Raw genomic sequence first — 22,275 nt, 5'->3', positions numbered from 1 at the left:
GGTTGACGCATCTGTAAAAGACACGAGGTCATCGGTTATCAATAGTGTAATTACGTATGTTAGTGGCACATTATAAAACGTGAAAATAACGAGTAAGTCACAATATGAAAAGAATGTTAATTAACGCAACTCAGCAGGAAGAGTTGCGTGTTGCCCTTGTCGATGGGCAACGTTTGTACGATCTGGATATCGAAAGCCCCGGTCATGAACAGAAAAAAGCAAATATCTATAAAGGTAAAATTACTAGAATTGAACCCAGCCTAGAAGCCGCTTTTGTTGATTATGGTGCGGAACGCCACGGTTTCCTTCCTATCAAAGAAATAGCCCGCGAATACTTTCCTAGTAATTATCACTCTCATGGTCGTCCTAACATCAAAGATGTCTTAAAAGAAGGCCAGGAAGTTATTGTTCAAGTTGATAAAGAGGAGCGTGGTAATAAAGGTGCAGCATTAACCACTTTTATCAGCCTAGCAGGAAGTTATTTGGTCTTAATGCCAAATAATCCTCGTGCAGGTGGTATTTCTCGCCGTATCGAAGGTGAAGACCGTACTGAACTCAAAGAAGCTTTATCAAGCCTTGAAATCCCAGATGGCATGGGTCTGATTGTACGCACTGCTGGTGTCGGTAAATCGGCTGAAGCACTACAACAAGACTTAAGCTATCGTCTAAGACATTGGGATGCTATTAAGAAAGCAGCAGAGAATCGCCCTGCTCCATTCTTAATCCATCAGGAAAGTAACGTAATCGTTCGTGCATTCCGCGACTACTTACGTCCTGATATTGGTGAGATTTTAATTGATAACGCAAAAATCGTTGAAATGGCGCGTAGCCATATTGAAGCGATTGGTCGTGGTGATTTTGCTAGCAAAATTCGCCATTACACAGGTGCAGTTCCTCTATTTAGCCATTATCAAATTGAATCACAGATTGAATCTGCGTTTCAGCGTGAAGTTCGCCTACCTTCTGGTGGCGCTTTAGTTATTGATACAACTGAAGCATTAACGGCGATTGATATTAACTCCTCTCGTTCAACGCGTGGTGGTGATATTGAAGAAACAGCATTCAATACTAACTTAGAAGCTGCTGACGAAATTGCACGTCAATTACGTTTACGCGACCTCGGTGGTTTAATTGTTATCGACTTTATCGACATGACGCCAGTGCGCCATCAGCGTGAAGTTGAAAACAGAATGCGCGAAGCTGTTCGCCAAGATCGTGCTCGCATTCAAATTGGACGTATCTCTCGCTTTGGCTTATTAGAGATGTCTCGTCAACGTTTAAGCCCTTCATTAGGTGAATCAAGCCATCACGTTTGTCCTCGTTGCTTAGGCACTGGTACTATTCGTGATAACGAATCACTGTCACTTTCTGTGTTACGTCTTATCGAAGAAGAAGCACTTAAAGAAAATACCCATGAAGTGCATGCGATTGTACCTGTTCAAATCGCCTCTTATTTGCTTAACGAAAAACGAAAAGCTGTAACTGATATTGAATTACGTCAATCTAATGTCAAAGTGGTTATTGTTCCTAATGACCAAATGCAAACGCCTCATTTCTCTGTTATTCGTGTGCGTAAGGGCGAAGAAATTACCTCTCTAAGCTACAACTTAGCCCAATTCCATGAAAGTCAGTTAAATGAAGCTGAGGACGATGTTGTTACAGAGCGTAAAGCGCCTGAACAACCTGCTATTTCAGCTTTTGGATTGCAAGAAGAAGACACGCCAGAAACGACGACGAAAAATAAAAAAGCCCCTCAACCCCAAGCTAAAGCTGCTAAAACAGAACAAGCTCAAGCTACAGGTTTCTTTAGCTCTATCGCCAAATTCTTCTCTAACTTATTTAGTAGCGAACCAGAGCCTGTGGTAACACAAGAAAAACCACAGGAAAATAAGAAAGAGAATAACGAAAATCGTCGTGAACGTCGTAATAACAATAATCGACGTAACAACAATAATCGCCGTGACCGTGATAACGATCGTAATCGTGATAATGCAAATAGCGAAGACAATCGCAAGAATCGCAATCAAAAAACACAAGCGACACCAACAACTGAAGTTAGCAGTGAACAAGAGATTGCAGAACGCGAAGCACGTCGTCAGCAGCGTCGTGAACAACGTGCTGAACAACGTCGTCGTCAAGAAGAAAAACGTCAACAACAAGAAGCGGCTAAAGCTCAAGCTGCTCTGGCTGAAAATGATACCGTTGCAAAAGACAGTGCTAATGAGAAGAAAGAAGAACCTCGTCGCCCTGTTATGCAACGCCGTAATCGTCGTCAATTAACACAATCTGTACGTGTGACTGACAATGATAATGCATCAACAGTTGTGCCAGCTACGACGGAAAAAGCAGTTTCTGAACCACCAGTTGCAACAACACAAACGAAAGTTGCACCAACTGAAAAATCAGCACCTAAAGCAGTCACTGTTGCAAACGTTGAAACTAATGAAGCTCAAGCTGTAAAAGCATTACCTGATGCAACTAAATCACAAGATGAGAATAAGAACGAAGATAATAACGGACAAGATAATGTTATGCCTCGTCGTTCTCGCCGTTCACCTCGTCATTTACGTGTAAGTGGTCAGCGTCGTCGTCGCTATCGTGATGAACGAACTTTAACCGTATCACCAATGCCTTTGGCAATGGCGGTTGCTTCTCCTGAACTTGCTTCAGGTAAAGTCTTCATTCACTATCCAATCACACCAATAAGTGATGCACCATTTATTGAAAATAATGTTGAAAACAACAATGACGTTTCTGTTGGAAACCACATTATTACTCATAAAGATCCACAAATGGTAGCTATCACACCAGCGGTTTCAGAAGCCATTGTGGCAAAAGTGGAACAAGCGGATACCACAGAATCCACCTACACTGTGACTGTTAGCTCTGAATCAACCACTGAAGCTGTTGCTGAAATTATTGCAGTAGAGCCACAATTAGCACCTGCAGAAGCAAATAACATTGAGAACCAAGTTGAAGAAAGTGTTGTCAACAACGTTATCGATGATGTGAATACCGAAGAGCATGTTACTCGTAAAGAAAATATTTCTGCGGTATTAAACACAACCGAGGCTTATATGCATGAAGCTTCACAACAAGCAGAAACAGAAACAGATGCAGTGACTGAAACATCTACTTCTGAGCCTCAAGTTGTTGCTACTTCAATTACAACCGAAGAAACAACTGAGCAACATAAAGAAAGTGATGTTGAAGCTATTGTTGAAACAGTTGCTGAGCCTATCGTTGAAACGGTTATTGAAAGTCAGCCTGAAGAAAATGAGAGTGCGACACCTACAGTAGAAGCAGAGTCTGTACCAGTAAAAGAAAGCAAACCTACAGCCGTGATTATTCGTCAAGAGCCGGTAGTACGCCAACTTCATGCAAGCGCACCAATGACAAAAGCGCCAGCATCTGATGAACCTACTGTCGCAATTGAGATCAAAGCGTGGGAAGCACGTCCTGCTTTTGATAAGAAAGGCCGCACAGGTGCCGGTGGACATTGTTCTACTAATCACGCTTCTTCAGAAATGGCAAAAGCTGAAAGTCAAAACTGATAATAAGGTGTTATTAAGAATATCTTGATAATACTTCTAAATTAAGAACCCACTTTGAGTGGGTTCTTTTTTTTTGGAGATAACTATTAGTAAATTAACTTAGTACTTATTAAGGTTAAGGTAAAAATCATAACCACCCGTAAAACGGGTGGTTTGCTCTTGCCCTATAAGGGCTTGTTACCGACTGCGCCTAAATGACGCTGCTTTCTCTTCGTTCAAGCTAAGTGTCTTTGCTACTTTGGCTTACCCCTTGAAGGGGTTTTCATATTCTTTACTACTCAATTTATCCGAGATTAAATCCGACTTTTCTTGCTCTCTGATATACTTTTGAATTGTGGCTTCATTGAGTCCAACTGTTGTGACATAGAATCCTTCCGCCCAAAACTTTCTGTTGCCAAATTTATATTTGAGATTGGCATGTCTATCAAAGATCATCAACAAACTTTTACCTTTCAAATATCCCATGAAACTTGATACGCATATCTTCGGTGGAATACTTACTAACATATGAACATGATCTGGCATAAGATGCCCTTCGATTATTTCCACACCTTTATACTTACAAAGGTCTCGAAGGATCTCACCTATACTTGAACGAATTTTATTAAAAATTACTTTCCGTCTATATTTCGGCGAAAAGACGATATGGTATTTACACAGCCACTTTGTATGTGCTGAGCTTTGTGCTTTAATGCCCATAAACACCTTTCCTTATTTAAGTTACGAATATTAGCTTGAACATCTATATCGTAACGGAAAGGTGTTTTTCTTGGTATAACCTTTAATACCCACCCGCATAGCGGGTGGTTTTATATTTAAGACGCTGACGCGACTTAAACTGGCTAAAGCCAATAATAAAGAAAGCCGCACAACCTTTATTGTGCGGCTTCTCATATTTTTCAAAAATAATACTTATTTAACAGGCTTACTGAAAGCGGCTTTCAGTGCAGCAACCATTTGATCATTTTGTGATTGTGTTAATGGTTTACCTTTATCACTGATAAATTGTAAACTACTACGGTTATTTAAATCACCGACTTGTAATTTATAATCCGCCTCTTCAACGGTTGGTCTATCAACACCTAATGCACTCCAGTTTGCACTGCTCATTCCTTTATAGGTTACTTCTACTGAACCTTTAGAACGTGTGCGATCGCCCATCTTCATGCCAATACTTTCTAATGCGATTGGTAATCTATCCCAAACCACATCGAATGGAGCACGGACGATAATGACTGGAAGGCCAGCATTATCACTACCACTTTGAACATCAATAATACCTTGTAAGCTACTACTTGCCGTATTTTCGCTTAAATTACGCATACGGTTTAAGCCATCAACCAATTCGTTAAGCATTAAAGTATTGTAACGCTTCACTTCATCCGGATCTGTCATTTCCGTTTCGCCTTGGCGTAAACCTTCGTTAGTCACTGTTAACGAAATAACATTACCTGACTGAGCAATCACTAAACGCTGACGTGTTTGGAAAGGTACGTTTTCATCAGCACGTAACCATGTGATCCAATCTGTATGGATCTCTTTTTGCCCTGCATCACTTTTAACAATCGCAACACCTTTCTCTGTTAAGATAGAGCTAACTTGCTCGTATAGTGTTGTATTTTCTGGTGAATTTGGTAATAACAAACGGCTGTTATCTGCATTGTTTTCACTGCGTGAACCACTTAACAGATTCAGTGCTTGAGTTGGTGGACGAATATCAAGCGCTAAACCAACAGGTTCAGTTTTTTTAGGGGTTGGAATGTCATATTCCCCATTTTGCAAAGGCAACACCATACCCGCCGGAATCGCTAAATTCTTTAGCCCTGCCGTCTCTAAATAAGACTCATCACCACTGACCTGACGTTTATAGCGCTGATCACTTGAACAGGCTGCCAGTAAAACCACCAGCGACAGACCCGCGACTTTCATAATCTTTGATTTATGCAATAGTGTTGCCATTAAAATTCCCTAAGTTTTACAGTATTCCCGCTGTTAACAGCGCTTTCTCAACAATTTGCTGACCTGATGATGTCAACGGAGTCATAGGTAAGCGCAATGTGGCGTCTTCAATCAACCCAATACGTTGACACGCCCATTTAGCTGGGATTGGATTAGGTTCAACAAATAACTGATGATGTAAGTCCATCAGACGTCGATTAAGTTCACGTGCTTTCGCAAACTCACCCGCATTTGCTAATCGACATAATTCTACCATCTCTGACGCAGCAACGTTAGCAGTAACCGAAATAACACCGTGACCGCCAAGTTGCATAAAGTCTAATGATGATGCGTCATCGCCACTTAATAAGATAAAACTATCATCATTAACCAACTCTTGGATTTGACTAACCCTACTTAAGTTCCCTGTCGCCTCTTTAATTGCCACAATATTATCCAACTTGGCTAAACGTGCAACTGTTACTGGCAATAAATCACATCCAGTACGACCCGGCACATTATACAGGATTTGTGGTAATGCAGTGCTTTCAGAAATCGCTTTAAAGTGCTGATACAAGCCTTCTTGTGACGGTTTATTATAATATGGCGTTACACTTAAACAACCTGCGATACCTTTATTTTCAAACTGTTGCGTAAACCAAACAGCTTCAGATGTTGCATTAGCTCCCGTACCAGCAATTACAGGAATACGTCCATCAGCCATATCTAATGTCATTAAAACGACATCAACATGCTCGTCATGACTTAATGTTGCAGATTCGCCTGTTGTACCGACAGAAACAATGGCAGCACTGCCTGCATTAACATGATAGTCAACTAATTTACGTAAACTAACCCGGTCAACATTGCCTTTTGCGTCCATTGGTGTAACCAATGCCACCATACTGCCTGTAAAATTAAATTCGTTATTCACCATAATCATTGCTCCGAGATAGACGTATACTCAATGGTACTCATTCATTGCTCTATTGAAAACTACTTAACTCTAGGTTTCTAATGAAATTTGCTAATATTCTTTGATATGAATTAAAGAGATATAATAATTGAAGATAGTGAGCAAGGGATCTTGGCAGAAATCAAAATTTGTGTTTACCTGTTAAGAATAAACTGAAAGTCAAAAGGAATCTCATTTTGCCCATACCTGATAAACATTTTCTCGTCATTACTGCATTAGGTGCTGATCGCCCTGGTATTGTTGATACCATTACACAATTAGTCAGCCAATGCGGATGTAATATCGAGGACAGCCGACTTGCGATGTTTGGTCAAGAGTTTACGTTTATCATGCTACTCTCAGGTGGCTGGAACGCTATCGCACAGTTAGAAGCGTTGTTGCCGATTAAAAGTGCGGAACTTGATTTATTGACCGTCATGAAAAGAACCAAAAATGGGGCTCCCATTACCTATCCTTCTACCATTGCAGCGAAGGTTGATATTGAAGATGCACCCGGTATTGTAGAACGCTTTACTAATTTATTTAGCCAGCATAATTTTAATCTCGCTGAATTAATATCTAAAACACATCCTTCAGAAGATGGCTCACCTGCCCGTTTAGAAATACAAATTACGGCGCATAATCCATTAGATGATCATGGTATTGTTATTAATGAGAAATTTAATCAATTATGTACAGAGCTAAATGCTCAAGGCACAATAAGTATCGTAAATAGTCTGATGATGAAACAGTAAAAAATGGAGAATGACCAAATGAACCCATTAAAAGCCGGTGAAAAGGCGCCTCAATTCAGTCTGCCCGACCAAGATGGAGAAATAATTAATTTATCTGATTTCGCTGGTCAACGCGTGCTCGTTTATTTTTACCCTAAAGCAATGACACCAGGCTGTACGACACAAGCTTGTGGCTTACGTGATGAAATGGACACATTAAAAAAGGCCAAAGTTGAAGTATTAGGGATCAGCACAGATAAATCAGAAAAACTATCCCGTTTCGCTGAAAAAGAGATGTTAAATTTTACATTACTTTCAGATGAAGATCATAAAGTTGCAGAAGAATTTGGTATCTGGGGAGAAAAGCAATTTATGGGGAAAACTTACGATGGTATTCATCGTACAACATTCTTAATTGATAAAAATGGTCTTATCGAACATGTGTTTGATAACTTTAAAACTAGCAATCACCATCAAATCGTTCTCGAATATCTCGCTCAACATCCATAATTAAAACTTCGAATAGATAAAAAAACAGACAGCGTAAACTGTCTGTTTTTTTATCTATGCATTTAATACGGCACTTAGTTTTTCTTTATATGTTGTTCATTCGCAATTTCATCAGGTAATGCATGCAATACAGCTTTTATCAGCGTTGCTAATGGAATAGCAAAGAAAACACCCCAAAATCCCCACATGCCACCAAATATAATCACGGATAAGATAATAACTAAAGGATGCATATTTACAGCTTCAGAATACAGAATTGGCACTAATAAATTGCTATCTAATCCTTGAACAACAAGATAGGCGATAAATAACGCCCAAAAATCAGAGCCTAATCCCCACTGAGATAATGCAATCACAATAACTGGGATCGTCGCTAAAACAGCACCAACATAAGGAACTAAAACAGAAACACCGACGATAACAGCAAGTAATACAGAGTAACGTAAGTCAAAGAATGCAAATACAAAATAAGTGAAAATACCTACAATTATCATTTCAGTGACTTTACCGCGAATATAATTGGTAATTTGCTGGTTAACTTCAATCCAAACTTGCGCTGCCAATATTCTGTTTTTGGGTAAAACACGGCGAACTGCATTAAGCATCTGTTGCTTATCTTTAAGTAAGAAGAACGTCATTAAAGGAACAAGAATAAGATAAATCGACAGTGTAATAATTCCGATTAACGAAGCTAAAGACACTTTTAATACAGATTCAGCCACTGTTGAGAACTTACTACGTAAGTTTTCTGCCATCATATCAACAATACCCGCATCCATTAATGCTGGGAAACGATCGGGTAATTCATGTGCAAATGCATTGAACTTATTGATCATATTTGGGATATCTGAAATCAGTGTCATCCCCTGCTGCCAAACGGTTGGCGCTAAAATTAAAATAACAATGGCACTAATACCGATAAAGAGTGTCAGAATTATCGATACTGCCCATATACGGGCACATCCTAATTTCTCAAGTAAATGAGTTGGCCACTCTAAAAGATAAGCAAGCACAATTGCCACTAATAAAGGAGCAAGTATGCCACTGAAAAAATACAGAATTGAAAAGCCAGCAATCAAGATGACCACAAGGGCGATAACTTGTGGATCAGCAAATCGACGTTTGTACCATTGAACAAGCAAGTCCAGCATGAAAATAAAGATCCTTTATAATAATCAGAACAATAGAGCTATATGTATTCATTTACATAAGCAATAATCTTTTGACAGATTTTACGTTAGGTTTTGCTATCATACATCATTAATTATTAATTATTCGTTAAGATAGCCATCAGGATACAGTTGTATGAAACTCAGACTTAAAACCCCTTTAGTCGCGCTTCTTGTTTCTGCGTTGCTATCAACATCAGTAGTGCCAGCGCATGCTGCGATTGATATTGAAGATTCTTTACCTGATATGGGAACTACCGCAGGTTCAACATTAAGCATCAATCAAGAAATCGCTATGGGTGATTACTATACTCGCCAACTGCGAAATAGTGCACCATTAGTTTTTGATCCATTACTTTCTAACTATATTAATAATTTAGGACAAAAGCTCGTTTCTAACGCCAGCTCGGTCAAAACGCCTTTTCACTTCTATTTAGTTAACAACCCAAATATTAATGCCTTTGCTTATTTTGGGGGAAACATTGTTTTGCATTCCGCGCTCTTTCGATATAGCCAAACTGAAAGTGAATTAGCCTCTGTTATGGCTCACGAAATCACGCATGTTACTCAGCGTCATTTAGCACGAATGCTGGAAGATCAGGCTAAAACAACACCTCTTGCTGTTGCCGGCGTATTAGGTTCTATTCTGATATTTATGGCAAACCCAAATGCAGGCCTTGCAACATTTACAGGAAGTATGGCGGGTATGCAGCAAAATATGATCACCTTCACCCAAATGAACGAGCAGGAAGCAGATCGTATCGGAATACAGACGCTCTATCGTGCGGGATTTGATCCCAAAGGGATGCCTGATTTTATGCAAATTCTTGCTGATCAGGTACGATATAGCTCTAAACCACCGGAAATGTTATTAACGCACCCCTTGCCCGATAGTCGCTTATCCGATGCAAGAAGCCGAGCAAGCCAATATCCTGCTCGACAGGTTCCACAGTCAGCTGACTTTCTATTTGCTAAAATGCGTGTATTAACCATGCTGACGAAAAATCCAACATCAGAGAATGCATTACAAACGGTACTTGATCAGTTTAAACAAGGCACTGCTCTTGAAAAATCAGCTGCAAATTATGCGCTTATACTGATCTATTCTCGTGATCGCAAATTTGATGATGCAAGAAAACTGCTCACTCCTATGTTAGAAAAAGAGCCTAACAATATTTGGCTTATTGATGCCATGACAGATATCGATTTAGAACAAAATCGCGCAGGCGATGCAGTTGCAAGATTACAACTGGCATTGAAACAAAGGCCCAATAACAATGTCCTTATTGCCAACTTAGCTAACTCATACATGCATAATAAGCAATATAACGAAGCTAGCCGCCTACTTTATCGTTATACCTTTGATAACCCAAACGATCCTATTGGTTGGCAATTAATGGCAGAAAATTCAGCCAAACAAGGTGATAGAGCGCATGAATTAGCGGCTTATGCAGAAGATTTGGCCCTAAGAGGTGACTTTGAAACGGCGATCCGTTATTTAGGTGATGCAAGCCGACAAGTCAAATTAGGCAGTAATGATCAAGCTCGCTTTGATGCTCGTATAGACCAATTAAGAAAAATTCAGCAAAGAGACAGCCAATTTAAATAAGGGACAAAATGACCAAGAAAGTGACGATTTATCATAATCCACGCTGTTCAAAAAGCCGTGAAACCTTACATTTACTAGAAGAAATGCAAGTAACCCCTGAGATTAATCTCTACTTAGACACTGCGCCTTCAGTAACAGAAATTAAAACACTTCTTAAAGCACTAGGGTTTGATGATGCAAGAAAATTAATGCGTACAAAAGAAGAGATCTATAAAACACTCAAACTTGCTGACGAAACGTCACAAGATGCATTAATTCAAGCAATGCATAAAAATCCTAAGCTTATTGAGCGCCCTATTGTCGTTGTCGATAATAAAGCTCGTTTAGGTAGACCACCAGAACAAGTGAAAGAACTGTTTAATTAACCTTCAATATTTAAAGCCCATATTTATATTCTTACCTATATGGGCTTCTGTCTATTTACTTCATTATTAATCCCGCAACCGTTTACTCTCTTTTCTCAATTAAGAAATAAATCATCGAATGTTATTAAATTGTAAGTATTACAATTAGCAAAGAGTTTCTTATTTCCATAATAGAAAAAAATCAATCGTTTTATGCTTTCAAAAATTTTCATCTCAAATTCATATTTTTTATGAGTAAGAAATTGCTATTTTTAAAAACTTTTATCAAGATCACACCACACCTTACGAAGTCACGGTTATAAGAAAAAAATAATCATGTGTTTCATTTATATTGTGACTCAAGTCTCTTTACACAAATACATTCCTACATATCATGGGCATCAGAAAATATGATAGCAGAATTGATAAATAATAAATTCTCGTCGAAATATTTTTTCATTATCATCCAAGAAAGAAATTAACAAGAAGTACACATTTAAAACAATACTGCAACACAGCAATAAACTTTCAATTTGTTATTTAGTCTATCTCTTCTTTAGTTGTTAACTTTTAATTTGATGACAATTAATCGGTGTGAAATGAAGTTATAGATGTATATGAAATAAACAACGTTATAGCCAACATTATGGGCAATTAAAACTAACCAATCATCATTATGATGTCGGGTGATTGCTAGGCTAATAGGAAAACAGATGAATATCGTACTTAGATTAAAACTTGTCTCATTCCTCCAGTTCTTTATATGGGGGTCTTGGCTGGTAACATTCGCCTCGTACCTCTTTGGAGAACTGCATTTTAAAGGTAGTGATGTTGGGCTTATTTTTAGTGCTCTTGGGCTTGCCTCACTTATCGCACCTGTCATCATGGGATTTATTGCAGATAAAATAAATAACCGCAAATTAGTATTTATTACCCTGCATATTTTTTCCGCATTAGCATTAGTGTTAATGTCGCAAATGACAACAGTAACCACCCTATTCTTTGCGACTTTGTTGCACTTGTTGTTCTTTATGCCTAGTATCTCAATGGCAAACAGCATCATTTTCGAACTGTTAGAGCAAAAACATTTAGAACCTAACAACTACTTTCCAAAGATCCGTGTTTACGGCACAGTCGGTTTTATCGCGGCCATGTGGGTTATTAGCTTCTTAGGTTTAGGTAATAGTTACCACCAGCTCTTTGTGGCTGCAATTGCTTCTATTATTCTCGCTATTTTTGCCATGTTCTTACCTGCAACAAAAGCTATTGACAAAAATGAAGCTAAAGCAGAAGAAGCAGCATTTAGTCTTTCTAATATTTTGCAAGTATTTAAAAAGAAAAATGTCGTTGTTTTCTTATTCTTCGCAACATTGTTAGGATCTGTACTGCAAATTACGAATACTTTTGGTGTACCATTCCTGCAAGATATTGCACAATCTCCAAATGCAGATGATTCATTCTTTGCACGTTACCCTTCCGTATTCTTATCTATTTCACAAATTTCAGAAGTCGTCTTTATTTTATTCCTACCTCTGCTACTAAAACGTGTAAGAATCGAAACTATTGTTTTATTTAGTATGATTGCTTGGATTTTACGTTTCGGTTTCTTTGCTTACGGCGACTACACATCATTAGGACAAATCGTCTTATTATTATCAATGATTGTGTATGGCTGTGCATTCGACTTCTTTAATATCTCTGGTTCACTGTTCTTAGAAAAAGAGATCCCATTGCAATATCGCTCAACAGCACAAGGTATGTTTATGACCTTAGTGAACGGTTTTGGTACTTATTTAGGTGCGATGTTAAGTGGCTGGGTCATTGATTTATATACTACCAATGGTGCCGTTGACTGGAAATCATTCTGGCTAATCTTCACTGGTTACACCGTTGCAATTACTGCACTTTATCTGATTTTCTTACTGGTACCACAGAAGAAAGCTAAAGTAGTAGAAGCACACTAATTATTTAACCCTCCTCCTTTATTGTTTGTCTTTCTCACCGCTTGCCTTTTATAAAGACAAGCGGTTTTTTATCTCATATTTATATCGGGAAAGATAAAAAAGAAATGTTCACCATTAATAAGCAACAAAAAATTGTTATCTTCAAAGGGTATTTAATTTCGAAAAGAGGGGTTAGATTTAGATTATTCGCCTCACCTAATAAGATGAGTGAGGCCATTTAAAGTTTGAGTATATCTTTCACAAATGGGATGGTCAGTTTACGCTGAGCAACAATAGAAGCATGATCAAGTTCATCGAGCATTTCAAATAAGGTACGCATTTTTCTATCTAAACGTTTTAATACAAAACGTCCAACATCTTCAGGTAGTTCAAACCCACGAAGTTTTGCTCTTAATTGCAACGCTTGAATTTTTTCTTCGTCACTTAAAGGCTGCAAACGGTAGATTTGTCCCCAATCAAGACGAGATGCTAAATCAGGAAGTTGTAGTTCTATTTGGCGAGGCGGTCTATCCCCTGTAATTAATAAACAGGTTCGCCCATGCTCTAACACTCGGTTATAAAGATTAAATAAGGCGAGTTCCCACTCTTCATCACCCGCAATACATTGAACATTATCGATACAAACTAAGGATAAATGTTCCATACCTTCAAGAACATCGGGAACAAAATAGGCGCGTTTATCAAGAGGAACATACCCCACTGCATCACCTTTTAAAGAGAGCTCTGCACAAGCGGCATGTAATAGATGACTCTTTCCACCTCCGTCACGAGACCAGAAATAGATATAACTGCCATGAGATTGATGAATGGCGGTTCGAATTGCCGCGACTAACGACGCGTTTTCCCCTGCATAAAAGCTATCGAATGTCTCATCATCGGGCAGAGATAGTGGTAATGATAGCTGTGACGGCGTATTCAGAAGCACCTCACCTGAATAGTGTAATAAACGTGGTGATTCTAACACAAATTCTCACAAGGTCAGAATCAATATTAAAAAAGCACATGATACTGGTTAAGATAACAGCAAGATCACCATAATAAGTCTATTTTATATACTCCGAGCCCTTTATTGAATTGTTACTTAGCGACCCCTTAAATTATTTAGAGCAAAATCAATAAATATTCCATGTTAATAAGTTTCACTTGATTATCTGAAGTTTAATTTCGCAACATCATTACCGGAAGGTTGCTGATAAATGTCGAGTTTGAAATATTTGGCTGATGCGTTTATATACTCAAAAATTTCAGATTGAGTTTCTTCATATTCAACCCAAGTGGTTGCACGAGTAAAGCAATATAACTCTACTGGTAATCCCATTGGTGTCGGTGGCATTGTTCTGATCACCAAATACATATCAGGTCGAACATCGCCACGCATTTTTATCCAATTTAGCATGTACTTGCGAAATAATTGTAAGTTAGTCACGCCTTTTGTTTCTAACCACTCATTAATATCACCAATCTCTTCTTCTTTTCCTTCAAGCATTGTTTCTATGCTATTACGAAGCGGAGCGGTATTTTTTAATTCTAATACTAATTCTTGCGTTGCAAATGAAATCGAAGATTGGTCAATATAAAAACTACGTTTAATCCGACGCCCTCCTGATGAAAACATCGGTTGCCAATTAGTATATTTTTCAGTCAAAAAGTCTTTAGTTGGAATACGGGAAATTGTATTATCCCAATTGCGTACAGTAATCGTATGTAATGCAATATCAATAACCTCACCGCTGATATTACTACTCGGCAATTCAATCCAATCATAAAGCTTTAATACTTTTCCGTTAGAAATAAGAATATTAGCAACAAAAGAGATAAGTGTATGCTGAAAAACAAACATTAACACCGCAGCAATGGCACCAAAGCTTGAGATAATAATAAGTGGTGACTGTTCGGTAAATAACGCAATGATCAAGATAAAAGAGATAATCCAGACCACAATTTTGGCAATCTCAATATAGCCTTTGATGGAATTATTCCGATGCCATGCTTTTTTAGCATGCCTAATATTGAAGATATCAAGGGCGTTATTAAGCAATGAGGCGATATTGATGATAATAAAGGCGCGAGCAACCGTCTCAAAGATAATATTCATTTCCGTTGAAAAAGACGGTAGTAGCTGATTAATATAGAGAACGAGTGTAACAGCAACAATAGATGCACTCTTTTTAGCGATATCTTCTATGGTTTCTTCATCTGAAAGCTCAGTAAATAAAAAAAGTAAACGCTTTGCGATTCGGCGGAAAATCATTTTGGCGAGAAACCATACCACTAACAACACAACAACTAAAAATATTGTGGTAAAAATCTGCTTTGATGTAATGAAATCATAAATTTCAATCAGGTTTTTCATAAATTACGTTATACCTTTATTGAGATACCTCAACCTTAAAACGAATATCACTTAAATCGCAGATAAGATGCCTATTTCGCATAAGAACAGACGACCATTGTCTCATTTATTTTATTTAAATAAACATCATGATTGAATTATTCATGCTTTTCTAAGTCTTAAACGCTTAAAATATCAAAAATCTTAGTTTTTAATATGACACAAGAATAAAACACAATAAAAAAAGGCGGAGATCATCCACCTTTTTATTAAATTCAGTATATTGCTTTAGATTTTCTTAATCGATTACTTTTTATTTGCTGTACCACTAACCGATTCAATAATGTTATCCGCTAATTCTGTTTCTGGACGAATAATACTGACGAGTTTAAAAATCAAACTTAAAACAATACCCACGATGGTTGCTAATGCCATGCCTTTTAATTCAGCAGCACCAATTTGAATGGAAGCTCCACTTACACCGACAATCAGAATAATAGCCGTTAATATCAAGTTTTGCGGTTTATTATAATCCACTTTTGAATCTAATAAGACACGAATACCTGATGCACCAATGACACCGTAAAGCAGTAATGAAACCCCGCCCATAACTGGAACAGGCACAGCCGCTATAGCCGCAGCCAGTTTACCAACACAAGATAATAAGATAGCGAGAATTGCTGCACCACCAATAACCCATGAACTGTAAACCTTAGTAATAGCCATAACACCAATATTTTCACCATAAGTCGTATTTGGTGTTGAACCAAAGAAACCCGAAATAATGGTAGAGAAACCGTTTGCGAACATAGAACGATGTAAGCCCGGATTTTTCATTAAATCGCGTTGCACAATATTTGCGGTAACAACAAGGTGTCCAACGTGCTCAGCAATAACAACTAACGCGGCGGGTAGAATAATAAAGATAGCACTCCATTCAAAACGTGGTGAATAGAATGTTGGTAGTGCAAACCAGTTAGCTTCTTTAATTGGCGTAATATCAACAACGCCCAAGAAGAAAGAAAGAGCATAACCTGCTAATACCCCAATAAGAATAGGAATAATAGCAAGAAATCCTCTAAACATCACTGAACCTAAAATAGTCACACCTAAAGTGACCATAGAGATAAGCAATGTTTGACTATCAACTGGTGCATCCGCACTGGGTAATAATCCTGCCATTCCTGCTGCGGTTCCTGCTAATTCAAGCCCGATGACGGCAACGATTGCGCCCATTGCTGCAGGCGGGAACATCACATTAATCCAACCTCGCCCTGCTATTTTTACAATACCTGCCACAAGACAAAATAACACGCCACAGACGATAAATCCTCCAAGTGCTAATTCATACCCTAATGGTAATAGCAAAAGCACAGGTGAGATAAATGCAAAGCTTGAACCTAAATAAGCAGGAATGCGTCCTTTACAAATAAAGAGATAAAGCAGGGTTCCGATCCCGTTAAATAATAATATTGTTGCCGGATTAACTTTAAATAAAATTGGCACAAGTACGGTGGCGCCAAACATTGCAAACAGATGTTGAAGGCTCAACGGGATTGTTTGTAATAATGGTGGGCGCTCTTCTACCCCGATTGCACGACGAGTCATGCTTACGACCTCTCTTTAATATGAATGTGAAATTGGTTTGTATTTTTTCATACTCGTCTTATTTTAAGTCGCCATGTTGCTGACTAAGCCCTCTAGCACTAGTCATCTAACAACACCTTAAAATATTTAGAGTTTAATAATAAATAAGTGATCCAAAAAAAAGCCGACTATCAAAGTCGGCTTAATTATTATTTTGTACCAAATATCTTATCACCAGCATCGCCAAGACCTGGAACGATGTACCCGTGCTCATTAAGATGGCTATCAATAGATGCTGTATATAATTCCACATCTGGATGAGCTTCTTCTAATGCCTTAATACCTTCTGGAGCAGCAACCAGTACTAATACTTTAATTGAAGTACAGCCTGCATTTTTTAATAAATCAATTGTGGCAATCATAGAGCCGCCTGTTGCTAACATAGGGTCAACAACAAGAGCCATACGCTCTTCAATATTGGATGCTAATTTCTGGAAGTAAGGGACAGGTTTTAATGTTTCTTCATCGCGGTAAACGCCAACTACACTGATTCGGGCACTAGGAATATTTTCTAATACTCCATCCATCATCCCGATACCTGCACGGAGGATAGGAACTACTGTGATTTTTTTTCCTTTAATCTGTTCTATCTCTACCGGACCACACCAACCTTCTATTGTTACCGTCTCTGTTTCTAAATCGGCGGTAGCTTCATACGTCAGTAGACTGGAAACTTCTGAAGCCAGTTCACGAAAGCGTTTAGTGCTTATATCATGATCTCGCATCAGCCCCAATTTATGTTGAATGAGTGGGTGTTTTACCTCAACGATCTTCATAATTTCTCCTAATGTACGACGCAGCCTGACAAAAAAATCGCGAGATTATACCGCTTTTTTGCCAACATTCCATCGTTTTTCTATTGATATTGATCAAGCGCACAGCTTTTAACCACACCAACATGAATAATTGTGACCTATAAAGAAGATCCTCGCAAACGTTTGCTTTGCCTGTTAGAATAGCGTCCGCACACATTTTTTCTTAACAGCAACTTGCCGTGAGGGCTCTACGTGACTAACAAATCCTCTCTCAGCTATAAAGATGCCGGTGTCGATATTGATGCAGGTAATGCTTTAGTCGATCGTATCAAAGGTGTAGTAAAAGAAACCCGCCGTCCTGAAGTTATGGGGGGTTTAGGTGGTTTTGGCGCACTTTGTGCAATTCCTTCTAAATACCGCGAACCTATTTTAGTTTCAGGCACAGATGGCGTAGGAACTAAACTTCGCCTTGCGATGGATTTAAATCGCCATGATGACATCGGGATTGATTTAGTCGCAATGTGTGTCAACGATTTAATTGTTCAAGGTGCAGAACCCCTTTTCTTCCTTGACTACTATGCCACAGGAAAATTGGATGTCGATACCGCAGCTCGTGTCGTAACAGGTATTGCAGAAGGTTGTAAGCAATCTGGTTGTGCATTAGTAGGTGGCGAAACAGCAGAAATGCCCGGTATGTATCATGGCAATGATTATGATATCGCAGGCTTTTGTGTGGGCGTGGTTGAAAAATCAGAAATTATTGATGGCAGTAAAGTTAAAGCTGGTGATGCACTCATTGCTTTAGCATCCAGTGGTCCTCATTCTAATGGTTATTCATTAGTCAGAAAAATTCTTGAAGTCAGCAATACGCAAGCAGATAGCACATCACTAGGTGACAAATCATTGGCTGACCATTTGCTAGCTCCTACTCGTATCTATGTAAAATCCTTACTGTCACTCATTAAAAATATTGATATTCACGCGGTAGCGCATATCACTGGCGGTGGATTCTGGGAAAATATTCCTCGTGTATTACCTGAAAACACACAAGCGCGTATTGACAGTAAAAGCTGGGAATGGCCGTTGGTTTTCAAATGGTTACAAGATGCTGGGCAAGTCAGCACACATGAGATGTATCGCACCTTTAACTGTGGTGTTGGATTGTTAATTGCCGTTAACCCAAATGATGTTGAAAAAACATTAGCCCATCTTGCTGAGTGTGGTGAAAACGCATGGTTAATTGGCGAAATCGCGCCACAAGCTGCGGGTGAAGCACAAGTTATTATTAACTAATGAAAACATGTGAATGAAAAATATTGTCGTCCTTATCTCTGGAAACGGCAGCAACCTACAGGCGATTATTGACGCCTGTAGGGCAAATAAAATCACAGGTAATGTGGTTGCTGTCTTAAGTAATAAAGCTGATGCATATGGTCTTGAACGGGCAAAACTTGCTGATATTCCAGCTTATTTTGTTGACCCAACTCTATATAATGACAGAGCTGATTACGATAAAGCATTAATTGAAAAAATCGATGCTTACCAACCTGACATTGTGGTTTTAGCCGGTTTTATGCGCATTTTATCGCCTGATTTTGTGACTCATTATCAGCATAAATTATTAAATATTCATCCTTCTTTGCTTCCTAAATACCCCGGATTACATACCCATCGCCAAGTTTTAGCGAATAAAGACTCTTTTCATGGCGTTACCGTCCATTTTGTTACAGAAGAACTTGATGGTGGTCCTATGATTATTCAAGCGCGCATTCCTGTTTTAGCTGACGATACTGAACAATCCTTACAAACAAGAATACAAGCAGAAGAGTACCGTATCTATCCATTGGCGATCGGATGGTTAGCTGATGAGCGATTAAAAATGCAGAATAATCAAGCTTTTCTCGATGACATTGCGCTTTTCGACAACCTTGGGTAACTATTTCATTTAAGATAAAAAGTCACATTGTGCTACACTGTAGCCCGCGTGACTTTTTTTTGTGTCATCCTTTTCTCTTTTTATTCAATGCATTCACCGAGGTGCTTATGTCCGGTGGTAAGAAAGTTCCACCTATAAAATTACGTCCTCTCGAACGAGAAGATCTCTCTTTTGTTCACCAACTTGATAATAACGCTAGCGTTATGCGCTATTGGTTTGAAGAGCCTTATGAGGCTTTTATCGAGTTAAGCGACCTTTATGAAAAACATATTCACGACCAAAGTGAACGCCGTTTTATTGCCGAAAATGACGGCACTAAAATTGGACTTGTCGAGCTAGTTGAAATTGATTATGTTCACCGTCGTGCTGAGTTCCAAATTATCATCGCCCCTGCGCATCAAGGCCATGGATATGCTGCACGAGCAGCCAAGCTGGCTATGGATTATGCTTTTTCTGTACTTAATTTATACAAGCTCTATTTAATCGTCGATAAAGAGAATGCTAAAGCGATTCATATTTATGAAAAGCTTGGCTTTAAAAAGGAAGGTGATTTAATAGATGAGTTTTTTGTTAACGGTGCCTACCGTTCTGCGATTAGAATGTGTACTTTCCAAGCACCTTATTTTGAAAAAAAAGCCAAAGAGGCAAAACCCGAAAATTTTGTTAAACCGGGTGCGACTATAAAGCAACATGTCTGATTTATTCAGATATTAAGATTTAACTTTAACCCTAGTTGGAGTTCAGATGTCCCAGGAACGACTCTATATTGATAAAGAGATCAGTTGGCTTGCGTTTAACGAACGTGTATTACAAGAGGCGGCTGATAAACGAAACCCGTTAATTGAAAGAGTCAGGTTTCTGGGGATCTATTCAAATAATCTTGATGAGTTCTATAAAGTCCGTTTTGCTGATGTTAAACGCCGTATTTTAATTAATGAAGAGCGTGGCTCACGCTCTGCATCAAGCCATGCTCGCCATCTTATCAAAAAAATTCAGTCAAAAGTGGCTAAAGCTGACCAAGAGTTTGATGCTTTATACAATGATTTGTTACTTGAAATGGCGCGAAATCAAATCTTTTTAATTAATGAACGCCAAATCTCACCTAATCAACAAATTTGGTTACGCCAATATTTCCGTCAAAATTTAAGAAAACACATCACCCCTATTTTAATTAATCCTGAAACCAATTTGGTTGAGTTTCTTAAAGATGACTATACCTATTTAGCGGTTGAAATTGTGCAAGGGCAAACTATTCATTATGCTCTATTAGAAATTCCATCAGATAAAGTCCCTCGTTTTGTTATTCTGCCAACAGACCAAGGGCGTAGTAAGAAAAAGTCCATGATTTTATTGGATAATATTTTACGCTACTGTCTTGATGAAGTGTTTAAAGGCTTTTTTGATTATGAGTCATTAAGTGCTTATTCCATGAAAATGACGCGAGATGCAGAGTATGATCTTGCGACAGAAATGGAATCAAGCTTACTTGAAATGATGTCATCAACATTAAAGCAACGCCTTACCGCAGAGCCTGTCCGTTTTGTTTATCAGCGTGATATGCCTGATGAAATGGTGGCATTGCTGCGCAGTAAGTTAGGTTTATCGAATAATGACTCCGTCATTGCTGGTGGTCGTTATCATAATTTTAAAGATTTTATTAACTTCCCAAATGAAGGAAGTAAATTTTTATTAAATAAACCGATCCCTCGCTTACGCCATATTTGGTTTGATAACTTCCGTAATGGTTTTGATGCCATACGTGAACGCGATGTCTTACTCTATTATCCTTATCATACTTTTGAACATGTGCTGGAATTGTTGCGCCAAGCTTCTTTTGACCCAAGTGTTATCTCAATAAAAATCAATATTTACCGTGTTGCTAAAGATTCTCGGATCATTGATTCGATGATCCACGCTGCGCATAACGGCAAACGTGTCACGGTCGTTGTTGAGTTACAAGCACGTTTTGATGAAGCAGCGAATATCCACTGGGCAAAACGCCTAACAGAAGCAGGTGTACATGTTATTTTCTCTGCTCCGGGTTTAAAAATTCATGCGAAATTATTTATTATTTCTCGCTTAGAAGATGGTGAAATCATTCGCTATGCCCATATTGGTACGGGGAACTTTAACGAAAAAACAGCCCGTCTTTATACTGACTATTCACTATTAACAGCTAACACTGAAATTACCAATGAAGTCCGCCGCGTCTTTAACTTTATTGAAAACCCTTATCGCCCTGTGACTTTTGAACATTTGATGGTTTCACCACAAAATTCACGTATTCTTTTAAATCAATTAATCACAAATGAAATTCACAGTGCTCAAGCCGGACATCCTGCGGGGATCACATTAAAAGTGAATAATTTAGTTGACGAAGAGTTAGTTAATCGCCTTTATGACGCATCAGAAGCCGGCGTAAAAATACGATTATTAGTCCGTGGAATGTGTTCTTTAGTCCCTAATCAACCAGGATTTAGTGAAAATATTCAGGTCACCAGTATTGTTGACCGCTTTTTAGAACACGACCGTGTTTATGTGTTCACTAATAAAGGCGATGAAAAGATCTTTCTCTCTTCTGCAGATTGGATGACAAGAAACCTTGACTACCGTATTGAAGTTGCAGTGGCTTTGCTTGATCCTCAACTCAAACAGCGCGTTTTAGATATACTGGATATTCAATTTAATGACACAGTAAAAGCACGTTATATCGATAAAGATTTAACAAATAGCTATGTTCCTCGTGGAAATAAACGTAAAATCCGTTCCCAGCTTGCTGTCTATGAGTACATTAAATTGTTAGAACAACCAGATTCACGAGCGTAATT

General features: G+C 38.5%; 18 protein-coding genes. 10 read left to right on the top strand and 8 right to left on the bottom strand.

Annotation, left to right across the window (positions count from 1 at the left end):
- Window positions 1–104: 104 nt before the first annotated feature.
- Window positions 105–3,554, top strand: a complete 3,450-nt coding sequence (gene rne / locus DK861_RS17645; RefSeq protein WP_109400912.1) for a ribonuclease E — start codon at window positions 105–107, stop codon at window positions 3,552–3,554.
- A gap of 243 nt (window positions 3,555–3,797) precedes the next feature.
- Here rne and tnpA read toward each other — a convergent pair whose 3' ends face one another.
- The 3 genes from tnpA to dapA form a co-directional block, all read right to left on the bottom strand.
- Window positions 3,798–4,253, bottom strand: a complete 456-nt coding sequence (gene tnpA, locus DK861_RS17640; protein WP_109400911.1) for an IS200/IS605 family transposase — start codon at window positions 4,251–4,253, stop codon at window positions 3,798–3,800.
- A gap of 213 nt (window positions 4,254–4,466) precedes the next feature.
- Window positions 4,467–5,513 (bottom strand): outer membrane protein assembly factor BamC, encoded by a 1,047-nt coding sequence (bamC, locus tag DK861_RS17635; RefSeq protein ID WP_109400910.1) that lies wholly within the window; start codon window positions 5,511–5,513, stop codon window positions 4,467–4,469.
- 16 nt (window positions 5,514–5,529) lie between these two features.
- Complete coding sequence (gene dapA, locus DK861_RS17630) at window positions 5,530–6,429, bottom strand: 4-hydroxy-tetrahydrodipicolinate synthase (protein ID WP_023581903.1); 900 nt, start codon at window positions 6,427–6,429, stop codon at window positions 5,530–5,532.
- 215 nt (window positions 6,430–6,644) lie between these two features.
- Between dapA and DK861_RS17625 the strand changes: the two genes are divergently transcribed.
- Entirely contained in the window at window positions 6,645–7,202 is a 558-nt protein-coding gene (locus DK861_RS17625; protein ID WP_072064193.1) for a glycine cleavage system transcriptional repressor, read from the top strand.
- 18 nt (window positions 7,203–7,220) lie between these two features.
- On the top strand, window positions 7,221–7,691 hold the full coding sequence (gene bcp / locus DK861_RS17620) for a thioredoxin-dependent thiol peroxidase (RefSeq protein WP_109400909.1): 471 nt from the start codon (window positions 7,221–7,223) through the stop codon (window positions 7,689–7,691).
- Window positions 7,692–7,765: 74 nt separating this feature from the next.
- On the opposite strand, the gene DK861_RS17615 is transcribed toward bcp, so the two are convergent.
- Window positions 7,766–8,842 carry an AI-2E family transporter gene (locus DK861_RS17615; RefSeq protein ID WP_109400908.1) on the bottom strand — a complete coding sequence of 359 codons (1,077 nt, stop codon included), beginning with the start codon at window positions 8,840–8,842 and terminating at the stop codon, window positions 7,766–7,768.
- A gap of 154 nt (window positions 8,843–8,996) precedes the next feature.
- Here DK861_RS17615 and DK861_RS17610 point away from each other — a divergent pair, with 154 nt between their 5' ends.
- From DK861_RS17610 to DK861_RS17600, 3 genes are all read left to right on the top strand, one after another.
- Window positions 8,997–10,469, top strand: a complete 1,473-nt coding sequence (locus DK861_RS17610; protein WP_072064196.1) for a M48 family metallopeptidase — start codon at window positions 8,997–8,999, stop codon at window positions 10,467–10,469.
- A gap of 8 nt (window positions 10,470–10,477) precedes the next feature.
- Window positions 10,478–10,834 carry an arsenate reductase (glutaredoxin) gene (arsC, locus tag DK861_RS17605; protein ID WP_072064197.1) on the top strand — a complete coding sequence of 119 codons (357 nt, stop codon included), beginning with the start codon at window positions 10,478–10,480 and terminating at the stop codon, window positions 10,832–10,834.
- Window positions 10,835–11,526: 692 nt separating this feature from the next.
- A complete protein-coding gene (locus tag DK861_RS17600; protein WP_109400907.1) occupies window positions 11,527–12,777 on the top strand; it encodes an MFS transporter in 1,251 nt (416 codons plus the stop codon).
- 217 nt (window positions 12,778–12,994) lie between these two features.
- Here the strand turns inward: DK861_RS17600 and hda are convergent, their stop codons facing one another.
- The 4 genes from hda to upp form a co-directional block, all read right to left on the bottom strand.
- Window positions 12,995–13,702 carry a DnaA inactivator Hda gene (gene hda, locus DK861_RS17595; protein ID WP_006533048.1) on the bottom strand — a complete coding sequence of 236 codons (708 nt, stop codon included), beginning with the start codon at window positions 13,700–13,702 and terminating at the stop codon, window positions 12,995–12,997.
- Window positions 13,703–13,924: 222 nt separating this feature from the next.
- Window positions 13,925–15,130: a mechanosensitive ion channel domain-containing protein gene (locus tag DK861_RS17590; RefSeq protein ID WP_109400906.1), complete on the bottom strand. Its 1,206-nt coding sequence runs from the start codon at window positions 15,128–15,130 to the stop codon at window positions 13,925–13,927.
- A gap of 285 nt (window positions 15,131–15,415) precedes the next feature.
- Window positions 15,416–16,717 carry a uracil permease gene (gene uraA / locus DK861_RS17585; RefSeq protein ID WP_109400905.1) on the bottom strand — a complete coding sequence of 434 codons (1,302 nt, stop codon included), beginning with the start codon at window positions 16,715–16,717 and terminating at the stop codon, window positions 15,416–15,418.
- Between the two features lie 188 nt (window positions 16,718–16,905).
- Complete coding sequence (gene upp / locus DK861_RS17580; RefSeq protein WP_006533051.1) at window positions 16,906–17,532, bottom strand: uracil phosphoribosyltransferase; 627 nt, start codon at window positions 17,530–17,532, stop codon at window positions 16,906–16,908.
- Between the two features lie 231 nt (window positions 17,533–17,763).
- Between upp and purM the strand changes: the two genes are divergently transcribed.
- From purM to ppk1, 4 genes are all read left to right on the top strand, one after another.
- Window positions 17,764–18,804 (top strand): phosphoribosylformylglycinamidine cyclo-ligase, encoded by a 1,041-nt coding sequence (gene purM / locus DK861_RS17575; RefSeq protein WP_109400904.1) that lies wholly within the window; start codon window positions 17,764–17,766, stop codon window positions 18,802–18,804.
- A 13-nt stretch (window positions 18,805–18,817) separates the two neighbouring features.
- Entirely contained in the window at window positions 18,818–19,447 is a 630-nt protein-coding gene (purN, locus tag DK861_RS17570) for a phosphoribosylglycinamide formyltransferase (protein ID WP_006533053.1), read from the top strand.
- A gap of 107 nt (window positions 19,448–19,554) precedes the next feature.
- Complete coding sequence (gene speG, locus DK861_RS17565) at window positions 19,555–20,145, top strand: spermidine N1-acetyltransferase (protein ID WP_006533054.1); 591 nt, start codon at window positions 19,555–19,557, stop codon at window positions 20,143–20,145.
- Between the two features lie 46 nt (window positions 20,146–20,191).
- Window positions 20,192–22,273, top strand: a complete 2,082-nt coding sequence (gene ppk1 / locus DK861_RS17560) for a polyphosphate kinase 1 (protein WP_006533055.1) — start codon at window positions 20,192–20,194, stop codon at window positions 22,271–22,273.
- The last annotated feature ends 2 nt before the right edge of the window (window positions 22,274–22,275 follow it).

The organism is Proteus sp. TJ1640, from assembly GCF_003144445.1.
Classification (GTDB): domain Bacteria; phylum Pseudomonadota; class Gammaproteobacteria; order Enterobacterales; family Enterobacteriaceae; genus Proteus; species Proteus penneri.
This window is presented reverse-complemented; position numbering and strand designations above follow the sequence as displayed.